The organism is Halomonas eurihalina (assembly GCF_008274785.1).
GTDB lineage: Bacteria > Pseudomonadota > Gammaproteobacteria > Pseudomonadales > Halomonadaceae > Halomonas > Halomonas eurihalina.
The window spans coordinates 48,578-65,506 of record NZ_VTPU01000006.1; the positions used below are offsets into that span (position 1 = coordinate 48,578).

A 16,929-nucleotide genomic window follows, 5' to 3' on the forward strand; every position below is an offset into this window, starting at 1 on the left:
TTCGAGAGCGCCGCTATGTTCCGTTATTTCGAGAATCTGGTGAATCCGTACCCCGAGGGCGAACCTCGGGTACCACCGCGAGGGCTGTTGCCCTTCATCGTGCATTTCTCCCGACCGGTAGCCGGCCTGCTGGTGGCCATGTCGCTGGCTACCGCCCTGGTGTCGGCCACCGAGGTGGTGTTCTTCCACTACATGGGCGAGCTGGTCGACTGGCTGTCCAGCGCCGAGCGTGAAGGCTTTCTCGCCGAACACGGCTGGCGCCTGGCCGGCATGGGCGCGCTGATCATCGTGGGGCTGCCCTTGCTGGTGCTGTTGCAGTCGCTGCTGACCCACCAAGGCATCTTCGGCAATTACCCGATGCTTGGCCGCTGGCTTTCGCATCGCCACATGCTGCGCCAGAGCATGTCATTCTTCCAGGACGAGTTCGCCGGACGCGTATCTCAGAAGGTCATGCAGACGGCGCTGGCGATCCGCGAGACGGTCATGAAGCTGATGGACCTGCTGGTCTATGTGGCCGTCTACTTCACCGGGGCCATGCTGTTGCTGGGCAACGCCGAGCCGTGGCTCATGGCGCCGTTGGTGGTGTGGCTGGTGGGGTATGTCGGCATCATGTGGTTCTTCGTACCAAGGTTGCGCAACGTTTCCATGGCCCAGGCCGATGCCCGTGCGCGCATGACCGGTCGGGTGGTGGACAGCTACAGCAACATCCAGACCATCAAGCTGTTCGCCGACACGCGCCGCGAGCAGGACTATGCGCGTGATGCCATGGAGAAATTCATGGTCACCGTGCATCGCCAGATGCGATTGGCCACCCGGCTGTCGGTGAGCCTGACGCTGCTCAACTCGCTGCTGCTCGTCGGGGTTGCCACGATGGCGGTGGGTGCCTGGTATCTGGAAGCCGTGTCCCTAGGCGTGATCGCGGTCGCCATCGGGTTGGTGATGCGCATTCGCTTCATGTCCGACTGGATTCTGTGGGAGGTGGCTAGCCTGTTTGAGAACATCGGCACCGTGCAGGATGGCATCAATACTATCGCGCGGACGCCGGCGGTGCTGGATGCTCCTGATGCCGGTGAGCTCGAGGTGCCTCGTGGCGAGATTCGCTTCGAGGCGGTGCGGTTCGGCTATGACTTGCCCGACGGTGAGGCGCGGCGTGTTTTCGATGGCCTGGAGCTGAACATCGCACCTGGCGAGAAGGTCGGCATCATCGGCCGTTCCGGTGCCGGAAAGTCGACCCTGGCCAACCTGCTGCTGCGTTTCTATGACCTGGAAAGCGGGGCGATTCGTATCGATGATCAGAACATTGCCGCGGTGACCCAGGAGTCGCTACGTCGCCGCATCGGCATGGTGACTCAGGATACCTCTCTGTTGCATCGTTCGGTGCGTGACAACATCCGTTACGGTAGTCCCGACGCCAGCGAGGAGGATATCCAGCGGGCGGTACGCCAGGCCCATGCCGACAGCTTCCTCGATGACCTGATTGACCTACAGGGGCGCCGAGGGCTGGATGCGCATGTCGGGGAGCGTGGTGTGAAGCTCTCGGGCGGACAGCGGCAGCGGATCGCCATCGCGCGGGTACTGCTCAAGAATGCGCCTATCCTGGTGCTTGACGAGGCGACTTCGGCGCTGGATTCCGAAGTCGAGGCGGCCATTCAGGAGCAGCTCTATGCGCTGATGGAGGGCAAGACGGTCATCGCGATTGCGCATCGGCTGTCGACCATCGCCATGCTGGATCGCCTGGTGGTGATCGATGAAGGGCGTATCGTCGAGACCGGCAACCATGAGCAACTGCTGGCCCGGGATGGCATATACGCTGCGCTATGGCGGCGCCAGTCGGGCGGTTTCCTGGGGCTCGAGGCTTCCGCGGAGACAGCCGAACGAGGCAATCAGCGATCCATGGAGGAAATACCGTCCTGACCCGCGACTCGATCAATTCGTGCCCTGCTGCTGATATGCTCAAGTATGGCTTTCGTCAGGTGGTGGTCGTGTTGAGCTGGCTTGGGCCATCATCCGGGTCGTCAGGCAGGAAGGGTACAGGAAGGCAAAGGACAGCAAGCAGCAAGCAAAAGGAGATAGCGCAGTGAAGTCCTCCCATCTCGATGATCCTTTGACGCTGAGAGTCGGCCATGAGGAACTGATCATTCGTCGACGCTATGAAACACTCAGTATTGCCAATGATTTCCTCATCGCTATATGGTTTCTCGCCGGTAGTGTGCTCTTTCTCTACCCGAGCCAGGAAACATTGGCAGTCTGGATGTTCATCATTGGCAGTTTCCAGTTTCTGGTGCGTCCGGCCATTCGGCTGGCTAGTCACCTTCACTTGCAGCGTATTCCCGATAGTGAGTGGCAACAGTGAAAAACGATGATGGTTGTGGCGTGATCAGAAAAGTATCGCTTAGCGCTGTGCTTGCAATGGCGCTGATGTCCGGCGGTTGTTCGGTGACGGGAGGCGAGGATGGCTTTCCCGATCCGGATGATGCCTATATGCGGGAAGGAACCCTTGAATCCTCGCAGGCGATCAAGACGCTCCAGCCGGGCATGACCAAGGACCAGGTCCGGGATTTACTGGGAAACCCTCATTTTTCCGAAGGGTTGTTCAACGTTAGAACCTGGAACTACCTATTCGATCTTGGTGCTGATGGAGAGCATGAACCCATGATGTGCCAGTTCCAGCTAGCGTTTGATGAGAAGATGCGTGTCGCGGAAACGCGGTGGAGAACGGCTCGATGCGCCATACGGTTTTCGTCCATCCAGGTTGAGCCGATCGAAGGCTCTAGCATGGTTCACTACTACCGTCTGCCCATCGAAGGCATGTTCTCGACGGATGGCAGCCTGACCGATAAAGGACAACACTTGCTGGGCGATTTTGTGGATATTTTGCAGCATGAGCTCCACGACCCGGTGCTGTCCATTGGCAGCTACCCGGAGCCGGGACAATATCGAGCCCAGCGTCAGGCGGTGCAGCGCTTCCTGGAGACTCGGGGAGGAAACACCATCGAGGACGTTTCGCTTACATCGGCGGCTGTCTCGCTCTGCCAAGGCCAAGATAGCGCCAAATCCTGTCGGAGTACGCAGCAGATCGTCATCGAGATTCGCGAACCCTGAACGGCCGGCATACGGCTCACGTCGTTGCTGGGTCGTCTTACATTGTGTCGTCTTACATTGTGTCGTCGACATCTTCCGTGTCGGGAGATTCCGAGTAGCTCGGCAAGGTGAGTCGGAATCGGGTGCCAACATTTTCGGTACTCTGACAATCGATGGTCCCGCCATGTCGCTCCACTACCGATTTCACCAGCGATAAGCCCAGACCATGACCCATGGACAGATGCGCGCCTGAACTGCGCTGGTAGCTATCGAAGATATGGGGTAGATCCTGCTCGGGGATGCCGATGCCCTGGTCCTGGATGTCGAGGATAATGCCTGTCGTTGTCTCCCTGATCTCGAGCGATATGCAGGTGTCGGGCAGACTGTATTTGATGGCGTTATCCAGCAGGTTGAAGATCGCTCTCAACAGGTAGGAGCGGTCGCCTTCCATCGGGCACTCGTCCTCGATGTTGTGCTCGATGCGGATGTCACGTTGCTGAGCCGCTGGCCAGGCTTGATCGATGGCCTCCAGAATGACGTCGGAAAGCAGCACGAACTCCTTTTTCATGGCACCGAACTCGATCGTGGTCAGTTGCAGGAAGCTGTCCGTGAGTGTCAGAGCATTGCGTGCCTGCTGGGCGACACGGTCGAGCAACTCCTCTTCGGACAGGCGTGACGACGAGTTATGCTGGAGCTGAGTCAGGGCCAGGATGTTGGACTGAGGGGCCTTCAAATCATGGGACAGAAAGCGCAGTAGGCTGGCGCGTTGCTCTTCTGCCTGCCGTATGCTCGTCACATCCACCAGGCCGACCAGCCAGCCAACCTCGAAGGCATCGATGGCCGTCACCAGCGGTGACACCTTGAGACGATAGTGTCGTTCGTCATTCCCCTTGTATAGCTGGTCGTCGAGTGAGCCAAGGTCATCGGCCTCGAGCCGCCTGCCAGCGGTTTGGCCTTCCGGCGTCATGCTCACCAGCAGATCGTGTATCGATCCTCCGTCGGCGATTGCGTGGCGCCGGAGTAATTGCTTGGCCTGGGCGCTGGGCAGAATGATGCGTCCCTTCATGTCCACCACCAGGGTGGCGATGGGCATGGAATCCATCGCGTCGGCGATAAACTGGTGGGTATTGCGGAGTCGGGTGATGGCACGCTTGAGCGAGAACATGCGGCGATGCAGCACGAGCCCCCATTCCTTTGTCGGTACGGCGACGGGCGCCGGAATGATGCCGGGTTCGTTCTCCAGGTGGCCGATTTCCTGTTGGAACCAGGTCAGGGCCGTGGCCTGGCAGCGCCAACTGATGAGGATGCTGGCGGCGATAACCGCGCCAAAGCTGATCGTGGGCGGCCACCACCATCCGATGACCAACAGGCCCCAGGTACTTAGCGCGATGACGGTCAAAACGGCGAGGGTCATCTTGGCCATGTGTCGGAACTGAAGGACCCGGACGAGGCCCAGGAAGATCAGCAAGGGCAGGAGGGAGAAAATGGAGGTCAACCAGGTCGGCACGTCCTGGATGAGGTCGCCTTGCAGCAGTCCGTCCAGCAGGTTGGCTTGAATTTCGACACCGGGCATGCCGCCATCGGCGGCCCCGAAGGAAGTCGGGTGACGATCTCCCAGTCCCTTGGCAGTGGCACCGACCATGATGATGCGATCCTTCAGCAAGGAATGGGGCAGGCGTCCTTCGAGAACGTCGACGTAGGAGACGCGAGGGTAGTGGTATGTGGGGCCTCGATAGGGGATCAGGACCTCGAGATCGGTGCTGTTCTTGGCCAGAATGTCTTGAGTGGCATCCGGGGGCGTGACCCGGTTGCCCGTGACGAGGTCCTCGTAGAGCCGTAGCGTCAATTGAGGAACAGAGCCGCCCTGCAAATGGATGCGACGCACGGTGCCGTCATCGTCAGCTCGAATGTCGATGTGACCGAGGCCCCGGGCGGCCTGGCGGAGCGGTTCGGCGGGCAGCAAGTAACGGGGGATCGACGACCGCCCGCTCGTCTCGGGACGGATGATGGGTAGATAGGTATGTCCCTGGCGCCTGAGGGCACTGGCGAGGCGTTGGTCATGGCCTGGCAGACGCGCAGGTTCGATGAACACCACGTCGAACAGGACAGCACTGATATCAGTATCGGCCAGCCGGTCCAGCAGCGCCGCGTGCAGGCTGCGTGGCCATGGCCATTGGCCCAGTGCGTTCAGGCTGCGTTCGTCGATAGCTATGATCAGGATATCGTTATTCGGCGGCAGTATCCGGGTGGTCAGCAGGCGATCATACACATAGGCATCGGTGGGCCAGGAACGCTGTCCCGACCACCAGGTAAGTACTATCAGGCAGAGTCCAATCAGTAGCCCAGTTCTGGTCAGGCCATGTAACAGGTTACGGCTGGTGTGCGGCACCTTGCCTCCCGGAGGCCACGACAGGGGAGTCAACGAGCTTAACCTCTTCACTGGATACCTGCAGCCGCCAGAAGAACTCGTCCGTGGGCAGGTTTCGCAGTGTGACGCCTTGACTGTCCGAGAATGACCGGCTCATGAAGGGGGCGCTGAACGAACTGTCTTCGGACAACTGTAGGCGATATTCCAGTCCAGGGGTATCGGTCCAGCGGAAAGTGTAACCCTCGCCGGTGGTGTCCAGGCTTGTCTCGATCGGGCGATGGAGGACTAGCCGATGGCCATAGTGGCCCTCGATACCAAGTGCGTCGAAGGCTGATCCTCGCGCGTAGTAGAACCCACGGGGGATCGAATCGAAAGTCATGGAGCGTGTGTCGCTCCGCTGGTCGCGGAAGATGGTCTGGAAATCGGGGTCCCGCGCCAGTTGCACGCGATAGGTCTTGGCCCCCGGTACCTCTGATAGGCTGATCTGCAGGGGGTGGTCGAAGGATCGCTCGTCTGCTTTCAGGTCGGGCGGGGGGAGAAGGAACGCAACCTGGGGAAGCGAATCCGCACGCGCCAGCACTCCCTGGCCGGCAGGAATACTTGTGGAACGGTCGCCTTGGCTCAGGACCACGTTTCCTTCCAGAGTGCTGACACGGACGCCGTCCTCGGCGTGGAACACACGGAGCTGAGTACCACGTACCCCGATGACCCCGGTTGGCGTATCGATGTCGAGTACCTCATGAAAGTCACGTTGTTTCGGCACATGGGCTTCCAGTTCGCCGTGCTCGAGATACAGCCGGGCATGGCGGCGGTTCTGTTGCTTGAGCGCTACTCGGGAGTTGGAAGGCAACACAACGTCCTCGCCGTGAGGTAGACGTAGCGACACGAAGCTTCGGCTCGCGGTCTCCAGGGTATCGCCGGGAGCGATCTTCATGCCCTCGCGAAGCGGGATGCGCTCGCCGCCATCCTTGATTAGCCAGGCGCTGCCTTCGCAGTGACGGACCTCTGCGGTCAGCTCCGGCAGGGGCGGAAGATCGAGTTCATCGCCAGGCTGTAGCTGGCGGGGGTTCTCCACGCTATTGGTCTCGCGAAGTATCGGCCATTCCCTGGCGTCACCCCGATAGCGTTCGGTGATTTCCCACAGGGTATCGCCCGGTTGCACGCGGTAGCGTTCGGTTGAGGCCGGGTCATGGGCAGATGCCACCGAACTCAGAAGAAAGGCGGTGCAGCATAGGCCAGCCAGGCTATGTAGGTACCATCTATTCATCTTTTCACTCCCATGCGCAATATCGCGCGAAGACGGCAGGCCATTTGCTGCCTAGCATACGCGAAAGTATGCGATGACGCGGACCGTTATTAATATTTGTTCATATCTTGAAGTCGCCAAAAACACATGCTTATTTGTCTTTTATTCGGTGCGTTATCTTTAAGGGGTTGATGGTGGAGAAGCAATGGTGACGATGTTGATATATGACTATTTTGTTAAGTATTAGAAGAGGGTGAAGGGTTTGGTGTATGCAGTTCTTGGTTATTTTGTTGTTTGGTATGCTTTATATACTTTAGGTTCTTTTCGGGAATCCTCTTGTTTTTGATAATCTTGAAAAATTGTTATGATTCGTCTTTTGTGATTGTAAATTGTTGTTAACAATGCTAGTGATAAATGTATCGCATGGTAAAATTTCCTTGGGAATCGTGTCTCCTGTGGGTGACTGGAAATGAGTGACTGGAAATGAGTGAGTGCTGCACAGCAGGATGACTCCAAGCGAACGGTTTTGGAACTGCGCCGAGAAATTGAACTGCCAGCGTCGGTTGACGGGTAGGCCCTAGGAAGCAGGGAGAGAGCTGTAATGGATAATATGTATCGCCTGGCTTGGAGTCGCTCCCCCGGCCACATGTCGATGGTATCCAGGGTAACCCGTCCAGCGGGAAGGTTGACGATTTCTCGAAGTATCGCTATCGGCATGTTCTTGAGCGTCGCTTTCACCATGGGGCTGGGGGCGAGTAGCGATGTCCAGGCCCGGAAGTTTGCCTCGGATGGCAGTACCTGCATCTCGAATACCGGCGATACGGCTGTAGGCCGGATCGCCACTCCCCTGACCGACCGTGACCCCATGGATGGTTCCGGAACCTACTCCACGGTGGCTGGCTGTAATGCTGATGGCAATGGCCAACTTGCGGCAACTGTCTATGGCACATTCTCCAAGGTGACAGGAAGAGGGGGAAGTGCCTTCGGTTTCTTGAGCGAGACGTCAAAATGGGCATCCGCCCTGGGGCTCGAGTCGGCGGCGACAGGAACTGGCGGTGCGGCCGTAGGTTTCGGGAGTCGTGCCACTGCCCTCAATTCCATTGCGATCGGTAGTGCTGCCGGGGATGGTGCCAATCCGCTGACCGTGGAAGATTCCACCATCGCATCTGGTCGACACTCCATTGCCATTGGTGCAAATGATGTGCGCGGGGCGCAGGCTTCTGGAGTGGCAGGTATCGCGATAGGCGGTGAGGCCACGGCGAGTGCAGTATCAGCGGTAGCCACGGGAAGCGGCGCGATGGCCACGGCGGATGGCACACTCGCCCTCGGAGCCGGTGCCATGGCTAAGGACGCTCATGGCGTGGCATTGGGCGCGAACAGTGTGACAGCACCGGTCGAGGCAACCTCCGAGGTGACTATCAATGGTCAGACCTACGTAGTGGCCGGCAGTGATCCGGCGAGCACTGTATCGGTGGGGGATATGGGGGCAGAGCGAACTGTCACCAATGTGGCGGCGGGGCGGGTTTCTGCTGATAGCACAGATGCTGTCAACGGCAGCCAACTGCATGCCACCAACCAAGTGGTGGGCCAGATAGGGGGTCGAGTGATCGAAGTCGAGGGCGACGTCAAAGCACTTGGTGATCGGGTAACCAATGTCGAAGGTGGTGTGAGCAACATCAGCAACGACCTGGCGGAGCTGGACGATCAGGCGGTCAAATACGACACCAGCGACGACGGGAGCGTCGACTACGACACTATTAACTTGAATGGCGATGACGGGACCACCATCACCAACCTTGGAGATGGCGAGGTCTCGGCGGACAGCAGTGACGCGGTCAATGGTGGCCAGCTGTGGGAAGTTAAGGAGAAGCTCACCAATATAGAAGTGGGAGAGACAACGTACTTCAAGGCTAACTCCGAGGCAGTGGATGCGCGTGCCGAAGGTGCCGAGAGCGTGGCGATGGGACCGGAGAGTGTGGCTGCAGGTGACGACAGTGTGGCAGTTGGCAACGGCGCTCGAGCTGAGAGTGATGGCGGGGTAGCCCTGGGGGCCGGCTCGCAAGCGACTCGCGAGGGCATGAACGGTGCCGAGGAAGCTTTTTCCAATGAATCCGTGGCGTCGACACAGGGCGCTGTTTCGGTGGGCAGCGAAGGTGGCGAACGTCAGATCTCCCATGTGGCGGGTGGTACTGAAGACATGGATGCGGTCAATGTGCGTCAGTTGGAAGCCGTGCAGACGGGTTCGGTGAACTATGACCGCCATGAAGATGGCGGCGTGGACTACAGTTCGGTGACACTGGGGCATGAAGGCACATCGACACGGATCCGCAACGTGGCACCAGGTGAGGCGCTGACTGATGCCGCTAATGTGGGACAGCTGCAGGAATTGAACCAGCAGTTCAACCAACAGATCGGAGGGCTCAGTAATCGCATCGACGACGTCGAGGACGATGCCAATGCGGGGACCGCCAGCGCCATTGCCACAGCTTCTGTGCCGCAGGCCTACCTACCCGGCAAGAGCATGGTATCCGCCGGTGCAGGGACCTACAGCGGTGAGTCGGCTGTCGCTGTGGGGGTGTCACGCCTTTCCGACAACGGTCGCTGGGCTGTGAAGCTCAATGCCTCGGGGGATTCCCAGGGTAACTTCGGTACTGGTATCGGTGCGGGCTTCCATTGGTGAAGCCTGGCAATGATCCTGGGACGAGCAGAGAGTTTCTTCGAAGACTAAGGCTTGCTTGATGAAGGTTTGCTAGCTGTGTGGAGGTAGTGAAATGCCCAGCCAATTGATGACATATGGGTGAACTATTCTCTCTTCTATATGGCAAAATAAGATGTTTTATGATGGTTCGTAATTTCTAGGTTATAGATTTGTTTTTTTATGGAATAAGAAGCTGTCGCCCTTGGTGATCGGGGTTGAAGTCGATGGTCGGACACATTCTTTCATTAAATATCCCTTAAGGCATTGCAAGGTTTTGCCTACCATTGTAGGGCCATGGGTTCCTCCATGGTCCCCTGCTTTTGCCTGGCATTTTGCCAGGCTTTTTTATCTCCCCTGTACAATATGGTTCTGTTGGCAGTTTTGATGTGTCAAACTGTTAAAGGTTGGCTATAATGTCTACCTTGGACGCAAAAAAATTAATAGTTTTTAAGTATACGCTGTAGGAGCTGTGCCCTGATGTTTATCGCCATCCTTGAGGACGATCCAGTATGTCTCAATCAGTTGACGAGTCTACTACATACCGCATCTGAAAAGAGTTCACAGGACTGGCAGGTCGATGAAGGCAAGACGGATTGGCAGATTGATGAGTACCAGAACGCCAAGGACTTCATTCGAGGTATCAAGCGAAAGACCTATAACCTCGTGCTTCTCGACTGGATGCTTCCAGACATGAATGGGCCGGAGATTTTGCATTGGATGGACGAATATTTTCAGTCTCCGCCTCCTGTCATCATGGTGACCAACCGGGATACGGAACAGGATGTTGTTGAAGCATTGAAAGCTGGCGCCGAGGATTTTGTCAGCAAGCCTTTTCGGCCAGATGAGCTGGTCGCGCGTGTATTGACGACCCTGCGCCGTCATCACGTGAGTGGCAGGCATCGCAACGAATCCTTCACGCAAGGAAATATCACCGTATCCCCGAAAGAGGAAATTATCTCTATCGGTGGTGAGGCCGTTAAATTGACTCATCAGGAGTACCGCTTGGCGCTACTTCTTCTACGTAATCTGAACCATCCTTTGAGTCGCTCCTACTTGTATGAAACGGTTTGGGGACAGGAAGAAAGCCCTATGTCGAGAACTCTGGATGTGCATATTTATCGCCTCAGGAGAAAGCTTGGACTGAATGCTGTTAATGGCTGGAAGCTGTCTTCTGTATACCGTTATGGGTATCGCCTGAAGAGGCTTGATGAAGAGGAGCAGGAGGTTGGTGAAGAAGTGTGATCCCGGAATTTCCCAAGCTTCTTGCTGTTAGGATTGAATTTTTCGGCTAGTCTCGAAGGAGTAAAGCGGGCGGGGTGTTGCCCTGGTTATTCTAGTAAGCTGGTGGCTATCCAGCCGAGCTTGCCTTTTTCTGGCAAGTAAACCTGGTTCCAGTCACCCGTGCTTCCCAGAATGCGTAGCGTGTCACCCTGTTGAGCTTTGTTGATCACCTCATGGTCGGTGGAATTACCGGCGCGAATATTGGCTGTTTCAACGCGAACCCTCCTGGCCTGCAAATGTTTCAGGCTCGAGGCGATGTTTTCGGCAGCGACTTCGTTGCCTTGTTGCGCGGAGATAGCGAACCAGAACGTTGCCCAGGCATGGCTGTTCTCTACCCCCTTTCCCTGGGCGTACATGGCACCAAGACTGTTCTGAGCATAGGCGTCACCAGTCTGGGCGGCCTGTTGATACCAGTCGAAGGCCTTGGCATAGTCCTGGTCAACACCGCGACCATTTTCGTAGAGAGAACCCAAGTTGTTCTGTGCAGGAGCCACGCCCTGTTTGGCGGCGGCTTCGAGCCATTTGGCGGCCTCGATATCGCTCTGCTCGACGCCTCGACCTTCCAGATAAAGCATGGCCAGCTGAAACTGTGCTTGCGCCTCCCCTTGCTCTGCTGCATGCCGATACCAGAATGCGGCCGTTTCGGAATTGGCTTCCTTCACGTTGCCATTTCCGCTCAGATATTGTTGCGCAAGTTGCATCTGGGCCGGTACGTAGCCGGCATCGGCGGCCAGTTGATACCATTTGAGAGCTCGCTCAGCATTCCGGGAGGTACCCTGGCCGCGCTCGTACATCCCCGCCAGCCGGAATTGAGAGTCGGCATTGCCCTGTTCGGCGGACTGACGCCATTCATATATAGCGGAAGCAAAGTTACCGCGTTGATACTCGCTGACGCCTTGCTCATAGTTGGCCATTGACAGAGGTGCATGGAGGGCAATGAGCCCGATCATGGACAGTTTCCATTTCATGGTCAGCCTCCGAGAGGTATGAGCTGGAAGCATTGGCCGTGCGGCGCCTTCATGACGGTACCATTCTGGTGCCAATTTGGCATTGTCCCGAAGGTGGTGGTGCAGTAAAGGTTCGTGATCGCCACTTTATCGGCCTCGAAGGGATTGCAAGAGACGTCATTGTGGATTTTCCTGATATATGGATCTCTTGCCAAGGAGTTAGCCATGTCATCCGCCGATGCATTCTTGCAGCGACTCGGCCTCCGCTACCCCATCATGCAGGCCCCCATGGCAGGGGTGTCCACGCCAGCGTTGGCGGCGGCCGTCACTGAAGCTGGCGGTTTGGGGGCGTTGGGGGTGGGGGCGCTCTGTGTGGATCGCGCGAGGGAACAGATTCACGCTGCCCGCGAACTGAGCACTGGCCCGATCAACGTCAATCTATTCTGTCACCGTGCCGCGGCGCGCGATGCTGGCCGTGAGGTCGCCTGGCTCGAGCATCTGGCGCCGCATTTTGCCGAATTCGGGGCTCGGCCGCCGGATGAGCTACGAGAGATCTATCGCAGTTTTGTCGGGCATGACGAGATGCTCGAGATGTTGTGCATGGAGCGGCCGGCGGTGGTTAGCTTTCATTTCGGGCTACCTGGCCGCGAGGTGGTGCAGCGCTTGAGAGCGGCAGGGTGCATGACGCTGGCCTGCGTGACGTCCCTTGAAGAGGCCGAACGAGCCGAGAGCGAGGGTGTCGATGCGCTTGTGGCCCAGGGTATCGAAGCAGGTGGGCATCGGGGAGTCTTCGAACCCAGGCTGGATGATGGCATCGGCACTCTGGCACTGGTGAGACTGCTGGTGGCGCGAACTCGAAGACCGGTGATTGCCGCGGGCGGGATTATGGACGGCGCCAGCATCGATGCCGTCTTGCGGTTGGGGGCCGTGGCGGCACAACTGGGCACGGCCTTTATTCTTTGCCCAGAGTCTGCTGCCGATGCGGCCTATCGCGAGCGACTCAAGGGGGCGAGCACGCACCATACGTGCATTACCACCGCCATTTCCGGTCGCCCTGCGCGTGGGCTCGTCAATCGTCTTCACGGAATCGCTGATGGTGTCGAACTGCCCGATTATCCCCTGGTCTATGACGCTTCCAAAGCCCTGCATGCAGCGGCTCGTGCCGTCGGCAATCACGACTTTGCGCCGCACTGGGCGGGGCAGGGGGCGCCCTTGGCCCGGGAATTGCCCGCCGCTTCCCTGGTAGGGAAATTGGTAGAGGAAATGCAGGAATCCCAGAGACGTGAAGTGTAATGAGCGATAAAAGAGACAGAGTTTATGAGAGGGATGGCTTCATAAAAGTTCATGAGGATAGCGCGGAAATTGCTAGGCGTTATTCGGGCCTTTGGTTAAAATTGTCAGTGCGGTATTCACAATAGTGTGAGATCGTGCCTTGCCAGGGACGGCATCCTAGATCATGAAGATCGAGGAAAATAGGCCCCGTCTTACGGGGCCTGATTAAAAGGAAGTGATGTAGAGCGTTGTAACGGTAGGCCTTGTCACGGATGACATGGCCGACCGTCATACAGTGCTTCCATCTCTGGGTTCAATCTGTTGGATTGAGCCTTCCCTGAGCCAAGACTGTTGATCTCGATTTCGCGTGATGTGGTTTTGCTTCTTCGGGAATTTCGCGAAAGAGATCGATCACCAGCAAGCCATTTTCCAGCTTGATGCTGAGATCCTCTTCGGAAAATCCTGCGACTGCCAAGACGATTTTATATTGATTCTCTCCGTACATTTTCAATGTTATATGGAGGGAAGGTTGAAGCCGAACTCCTCTCCATGGCTCGATCGAAGAGACCGCTGAACCTGTCAAATCCGATGGGGTGACGAAGTGGAGGTTAAAGTGAAAGTGCAGTGTTCATTGATATGTTCTCCCTGCTGTTTAGCGAAGTCATACCTACTGCTTTTAGCCCACCTGCTTGGCTATCGTTCTGGAAGGTGGGCTGTCTGACATGAACAGGAATTAGGCCGATAACGAGGATTTTAACCCTCCGTTTTATAACGATTTTCCATGCCTTATGGCGACTGGATATAATGCTGTCGGTTGACGCTCACACCGTACCGATTGGCAGACGGCGCCGTTATCGAGCTGCATTCAAACGTATAACGGCCACTGCGATGTTTTGCTGAGTGGCCGTCTTTCATGATTTCTGGTGCCGGTGAGTGGACTCGAACCACCGACCTACGCATTACGAATGCGTTGCTCTACCAGCTGAGCTACACCGGCGCGCGGATTATGATACTGGCGTGCGTGCCGGTATGCCAGGTCTGGAGGTCTTCAATAAGAATAATCGCGACCGGCCGCCTTGGCACGTTCACGAGAGCTTGGGTTGACCGATTCGCGGAAGGGCATCTCGCAGACTATCGCGGCTACCGGCTGCCCTGGAATGTCGAGGAACTCGTCGGGCAGCCAGGCCACCAGTTCGGTACCCAGTACCGCCGAAGAGACGGGAACATAGGCCATGGCGATGTTGGTACCGAGTTCCGGTGAATACCAGGGTGAGGTGATCCAGCCACTGGGCTCGCTGCCGGCATCCGGACCTACCAGCCAGAAGTCCGGTGCGTAGTCCTCGATGGGCTTGCCGCCGAGCTTCAAGCCTACCAGCTGATGGCTGAAGGGCGGCTTGCCTGCCTTGACGAGTTCCCGGGTGCGTTCCAGTGCCTCCTTGCCAATGTAATTCGCCTCCTTGGCCTTGGGCACCATATGACCGAGGTTGCATTGGAAGGGATTGGTCTCATGGTCGAGATCCTGCCCGTAGGAAAGGATGCCGGCGGCAATGCGACGGTGGTGGGCCGGAGCGACGACCATCAGGTTGTATTGTTCACCGACGGCGAGAATGGCGTTCCAGACGGTTTCGGCATTCAGGGTCGAGTCATGGGCATAGACTTCGTAGCCCTTTTCGCCGGAGAAACCGGTCTGGGAGATGAAGACGTCAGCGCCCTCGATCTGAGCGGCCATCAGGCCGTAATAGGGCACTTCGCGTACCGCTTCACCGACCAGATCGGCCAGCAGGTCCTCGGATTTGGGGCCTTGAACCTGAAGCGGGCTGACGTCGATCTCGTCGATCTCGACGTCGAAACGCATGCCATGATTGACTCCGCGGAACCAGTAGGCCAGGTCCGAATCGCTAATAGTGAACCAGAACTCGTCCTCGGCGACGCGCAGCATTACCGGGTCGTTGAGCACGCGACCGTGTTCGTCGCAGAGCACTACATAGCGTCCCATCATGGTCGGAACCCGGGTCACGTCACGAGTGCAGACGTAGTTGCAGAAAGCCTCTGCCTCGGGGCCCTTGACGCGAATGGGCCGCTCGACGGCGACGTTCCACAGGGTCACGTCGTTGACCAGTGCGCGGTACTCCTCCATGGCACCGCCATCCTCGGGGCGCACATAGGCGCGGGGGTGATACATGCGATTGTAGACGGTAGCCTTCCAGCAGCCGGCCTCGACGGAGAGGTGCCAGTAGGGAGACTTGCGTACCCGGTTGGAGAGTAATAGCTGAATGCCTGGGTCGCCACTCTGACGGAGGTTGACCGGCACCAGGCGCTCGCTCTGGTCGATGGACTGCTGGAAATTGACGTTATGTGTCATGGTGCGGCACTCCTCGTCCTTGGCTGATGGCCCGAGCAGGTGTCGAGGAGACGTGTGCCTTTCGCCGTCGTTCTCGTCCACTCGGACCTCGCTGTCGGAGGCCCAGGCGGGCATCCGCTCGACGGCGTCATCTGGGCCATGTCGGTCGTTGCGGATGCGGGCCGCCGATATCTTCAAGGTAGGTGTGAACGCGCGAATCACCGTTCCAGTGGCGACGCTGGTATTCCCGGGTACGACACCGCGTCACCGAGTGCAGGCACTTTTCGTGCAGGCCCTAGCGTGGTGCCTCGTGCAGCCTCGTCAGTCCTTCCTGGGCACTGGAAGCGACCAGGCGCCCGTCACGATCGTAGATGCTGCCACGGCTGAAGCCGCGTGCGCCGCCGGCCCAGGGGCTGTCCATGTCATAGAGTAGCCAGTCGTTGACCTTGACGTCGTGGTGGAACCACAGGGCATGATCGAGGCTGGCGATCTGTAGCTTGGGGTCGCCGAAGGCGAGGTCGTGGGGAACCAGCGCAGTAGTCAGTAGGTTGAAGTCGGAGCTGTAGGCCAGCAGGTAGCGGTGCAACGCCGGGTCGTCGGGCAGTTTGCCGGCTAGACGGAACCACAGGCGCTTGCGGGCTGGCTGGCCGGGCTCGGCGCTGTCCTCGATATGGCGAAACTCGATCGGGTGACCGGGGAAGCGGGTCACCCCGGCGTCATTCACTTCGGGGGATTCGGGTGGTGTCACCTCGGGCATGCACGGCTGGTGGGCGATGCTGGTTTCCTCACCGTGGAAGGACGCACTGCAGAAGAAGATCGGCCGCCCTTTCTGAATCGCCGTGATGCGGCGGGTGGTGAAGCTGGCGCCGTCACGCACGGCATCGACCTGATAGATCACCGGCATCTGGGCATCGCCCGGGCGTAGAAAGTAGCCGTGCAAGGAGTGCACGCGGCGTTCGGCAGCGACGGTATGGGTCGCCGCCGAGAGGGCTTGACCGAGCACCTGGCCACCGAACAGTTGGGGGAGTCCCAGGTCCTGGCTGCGACCCCGGAAGAGGTTCTCCTCAAGGGGTTCCAGGGCGAGCAGGTCGACCAGGGCGTTTAGCGCGTCGGACATTCGGGGGTATCCTCCTGAGAAGAGTGTGGCCCACCTTTGAATACCGTTCCTGGTAAGTCGTGTCGGGCCATCATCGATATGCCGAGCAGTCTACTGGAGTCAACGTTGATGCGCAGCGATGAGTATTACATGCACCGGGCCATGGATCAGGCGCGCCGCGCAGAGGCGGCGGGGGAGGTGCCGGTGGGCGCCGTGGTCGTGGATCGGAACGGCGAGATCGTGGGGTGCGGTTTCAATGCGCCGGTCTCTGGCCATGATCCCAGCGCTCACGCCGAGATTCGTGCGTTGCGCGATGCCGGTACTCGGCTTGGCAACTATCGTCTCGATGGCTGTACGCTCTTCGTGACCCTGGAACCCTGCCTGATGTGTACCGGTGCCATCATTCATGCTCGCCTGGCCCGAGTGGTGTATGGCGCGGCCGAGCCTCGCAGCGGTATGGTGGAGTCGCGTGCCAACCTGTTTGCTCAGCCATGGTACAACCATCGAGTCGAGGTGGTGGGCGGGGTGCTGGCCCCGCGTATCGCCAAGCACCTCAAGGCCTTCTTCGCCGAGCGACGAGACACCGCCGAGCCGTGAGC

The 16,929-nt window shown here is 58.2% G+C and carries 13 protein-coding genes and 1 tRNA gene; 7 read left to right on the forward strand and 7 right to left on the reverse strand.

Translation table 11 applies throughout. From position 1 onward, the window contains the following. The first annotated feature begins 15 nt into the window (after positions 1-15). The 3 genes from FZZ93_RS07550 (at position 16) to FZZ93_RS07560 (ending at position 3,102) form a co-directional block, all read left to right on the forward strand. On the forward strand, positions 16-1,914 hold the full coding sequence (locus tag FZZ93_RS07550) for an ABC transporter ATP-binding protein (RefSeq protein WP_149321854.1): 1,899 nt from the start codon (positions 16-18) through the stop codon (positions 1,912-1,914). A gap of 163 nt (positions 1,915-2,077) precedes the next feature. Beyond that, positions 2,078-2,353, forward strand: coding sequence for a YrhK family protein (locus tag FZZ93_RS07555; protein ID WP_149321715.1), 276 nt, complete (start codon positions 2,078-2,080; stop codon positions 2,351-2,353). Further along, the gene (locus tag FZZ93_RS07560) at positions 2,350-3,102 is read left to right on the forward strand and encodes an outer membrane protein assembly factor BamE (RefSeq protein ID WP_149321716.1); all 753 of its coding nucleotides are present in this window, start codon (positions 2,350-2,352) and stop codon (positions 3,100-3,102) included. Before FZZ93_RS07555 ends, FZZ93_RS07560 begins: the two co-directional genes overlap by 4 nt. 52 nt (positions 3,103-3,154) lie before the next feature. Here FZZ93_RS07560 and FZZ93_RS07565 read toward each other — a convergent pair whose 3' ends face one another. Continuing rightward, positions 3,155-5,470, reverse strand: coding sequence for a CHASE2 domain-containing protein (locus tag FZZ93_RS07565; RefSeq protein WP_187774486.1), 2,316 nt, complete (start codon positions 5,468-5,470; stop codon positions 3,155-3,157). Continuing rightward, positions 5,451-6,716: a FecR family protein gene (locus FZZ93_RS07570; RefSeq protein WP_149321718.1), complete on the reverse strand. Its 1,266-nt coding sequence runs from the start codon at positions 6,714-6,716 to the stop codon at positions 5,451-5,453. The genes FZZ93_RS07565 and FZZ93_RS07570 overlap by 20 nt, the downstream gene beginning before the upstream one ends. Positions 6,717-7,296: 580 nt before the next feature. Between FZZ93_RS07570 and FZZ93_RS07575 the strand changes: the two genes are divergently transcribed. Then, positions 7,297-9,375 (forward strand): YadA family autotransporter adhesin, encoded by a 2,079-nt coding sequence (locus tag FZZ93_RS07575; protein ID WP_149321719.1) that lies wholly within the window; start codon positions 7,297-7,299, stop codon positions 9,373-9,375. 495 nt (positions 9,376-9,870) lie between these two features. Next, positions 9,871-10,635: a response regulator transcription factor gene (locus FZZ93_RS07580; protein WP_149321720.1), complete on the forward strand. Its 765-nt coding sequence runs from the start codon at positions 9,871-9,873 to the stop codon at positions 10,633-10,635. A gap of 86 nt (positions 10,636-10,721) precedes the next feature. On the opposite strand, the gene FZZ93_RS07585 is transcribed toward FZZ93_RS07580, so the two are convergent. Next, the gene (locus tag FZZ93_RS07585; protein WP_149321721.1) at positions 10,722-11,642 is read right to left on the reverse strand and encodes an SH3 domain-containing protein; all 921 of its coding nucleotides are present in this window, start codon (positions 11,640-11,642) and stop codon (positions 10,722-10,724) included. Between the two features lie 204 nt (positions 11,643-11,846). On the opposite strand from FZZ93_RS07585, the gene FZZ93_RS07590 reads away from it, so the two are divergent. Then, entirely contained in the window at positions 11,847-12,914 is a 1,068-nt protein-coding gene (locus tag FZZ93_RS07590) for an NAD(P)H-dependent flavin oxidoreductase (RefSeq protein WP_149321722.1), read from the forward strand. Between the two features lie 292 nt (positions 12,915-13,206). On the opposite strand, the gene FZZ93_RS07595 is transcribed toward FZZ93_RS07590, so the two are convergent. The 4 genes from FZZ93_RS07595 to FZZ93_RS07610 all read right to left on the reverse strand — a co-directional run bounded on the left by FZZ93_RS07595 (position 13,207) and on the right by FZZ93_RS07610 (position 16,351). Next, entirely contained in the window at positions 13,207-13,398 is a 192-nt protein-coding gene (locus tag FZZ93_RS07595) for an Hsp20 family protein (RefSeq protein WP_246146145.1), read from the reverse strand. 416 nt (positions 13,399-13,814) lie between these two features. Beyond that, positions 13,815-13,890 (reverse strand) — tRNA-Thr (locus FZZ93_RS07600). Positions 13,891-13,941: 51 nt separating this feature from the next. Next, the gene (locus FZZ93_RS07605; protein WP_187774487.1) at positions 13,942-15,255 is read right to left on the reverse strand and encodes a glycine cleavage T C-terminal barrel domain-containing protein; all 1,314 of its coding nucleotides are present in this window, start codon (positions 15,253-15,255) and stop codon (positions 13,942-13,944) included. Positions 15,256-15,529: 274 nt separating this feature from the next. Next, positions 15,530-16,351, reverse strand: coding sequence for an acyl-CoA thioesterase (locus tag FZZ93_RS07610; RefSeq protein ID WP_149321724.1), 822 nt, complete (start codon positions 16,349-16,351; stop codon positions 15,530-15,532). Between the two features lie 108 nt (positions 16,352-16,459). On the opposite strand from FZZ93_RS07610, the gene tadA reads away from it, so the two are divergent. Continuing rightward, complete coding sequence (tadA, locus tag FZZ93_RS07615; RefSeq protein ID WP_223111777.1) at positions 16,460-16,927, forward strand: tRNA adenosine(34) deaminase TadA; 468 nt, start codon at positions 16,460-16,462, stop codon at positions 16,925-16,927. Positions 16,928-16,929: the final 2 nt, after the last annotated feature.

Bases quoted from the DNA above. Each gene is read 5' to 3' on its own strand.
- FZZ93_RS07550 (WP_149321854.1), top strand. From the start codon at position 16: ATGTTCCGTTATTTCGAGAATCTGGTGAATCCGTACCCCGAGGGCGAA.
- FZZ93_RS07570 (WP_149321718.1), bottom strand. From the start codon at position 6,716: ATGAATAGATGGTACCTACATAGCCTGGCTGGCCTATGCTGCACCGCC.
- FZZ93_RS07575 (WP_149321719.1), top strand. From the start codon at position 7,297: ATGGATAATATGTATCGCCTGGCTTGGAGTCGCTCCCCCGGCCACATG.
- FZZ93_RS07580 (WP_149321720.1), top strand. From the start codon at position 9,871: ATGTTTATCGCCATCCTTGAGGACGATCCAGTATGTCTCAATCAGTTG.
- FZZ93_RS07585 (WP_149321721.1), bottom strand. From the start codon at position 11,642: ATGAAATGGAAACTGTCCATGATCGGGCTCATTGCCCTCCATGCACCT.
- FZZ93_RS07590 (WP_149321722.1), top strand. From the start codon at position 11,847: ATGTCATCCGCCGATGCATTCTTGCAGCGACTCGGCCTCCGCTACCCC.
- FZZ93_RS07595 (WP_246146145.1), bottom strand. From the start codon at position 13,398: ATGTACGGAGAGAATCAATATAAAATCGTCTTGGCAGTCGCAGGATTT.
- FZZ93_RS07605 (WP_187774487.1), bottom strand. From the start codon at position 15,255: ATGACACATAACGTCAATTTCCAGCAGTCCATCGACCAGAGCGAGCGC.
- FZZ93_RS07610 (WP_149321724.1), bottom strand. From the start codon at position 16,351: ATGTCCGACGCGCTAAACGCCCTGGTCGACCTGCTCGCCCTGGAACCC.
- tadA (WP_223111777.1), top strand. From the start codon at position 16,460: ATGCGCAGCGATGAGTATTACATGCACCGGGCCATGGATCAGGCGCGC.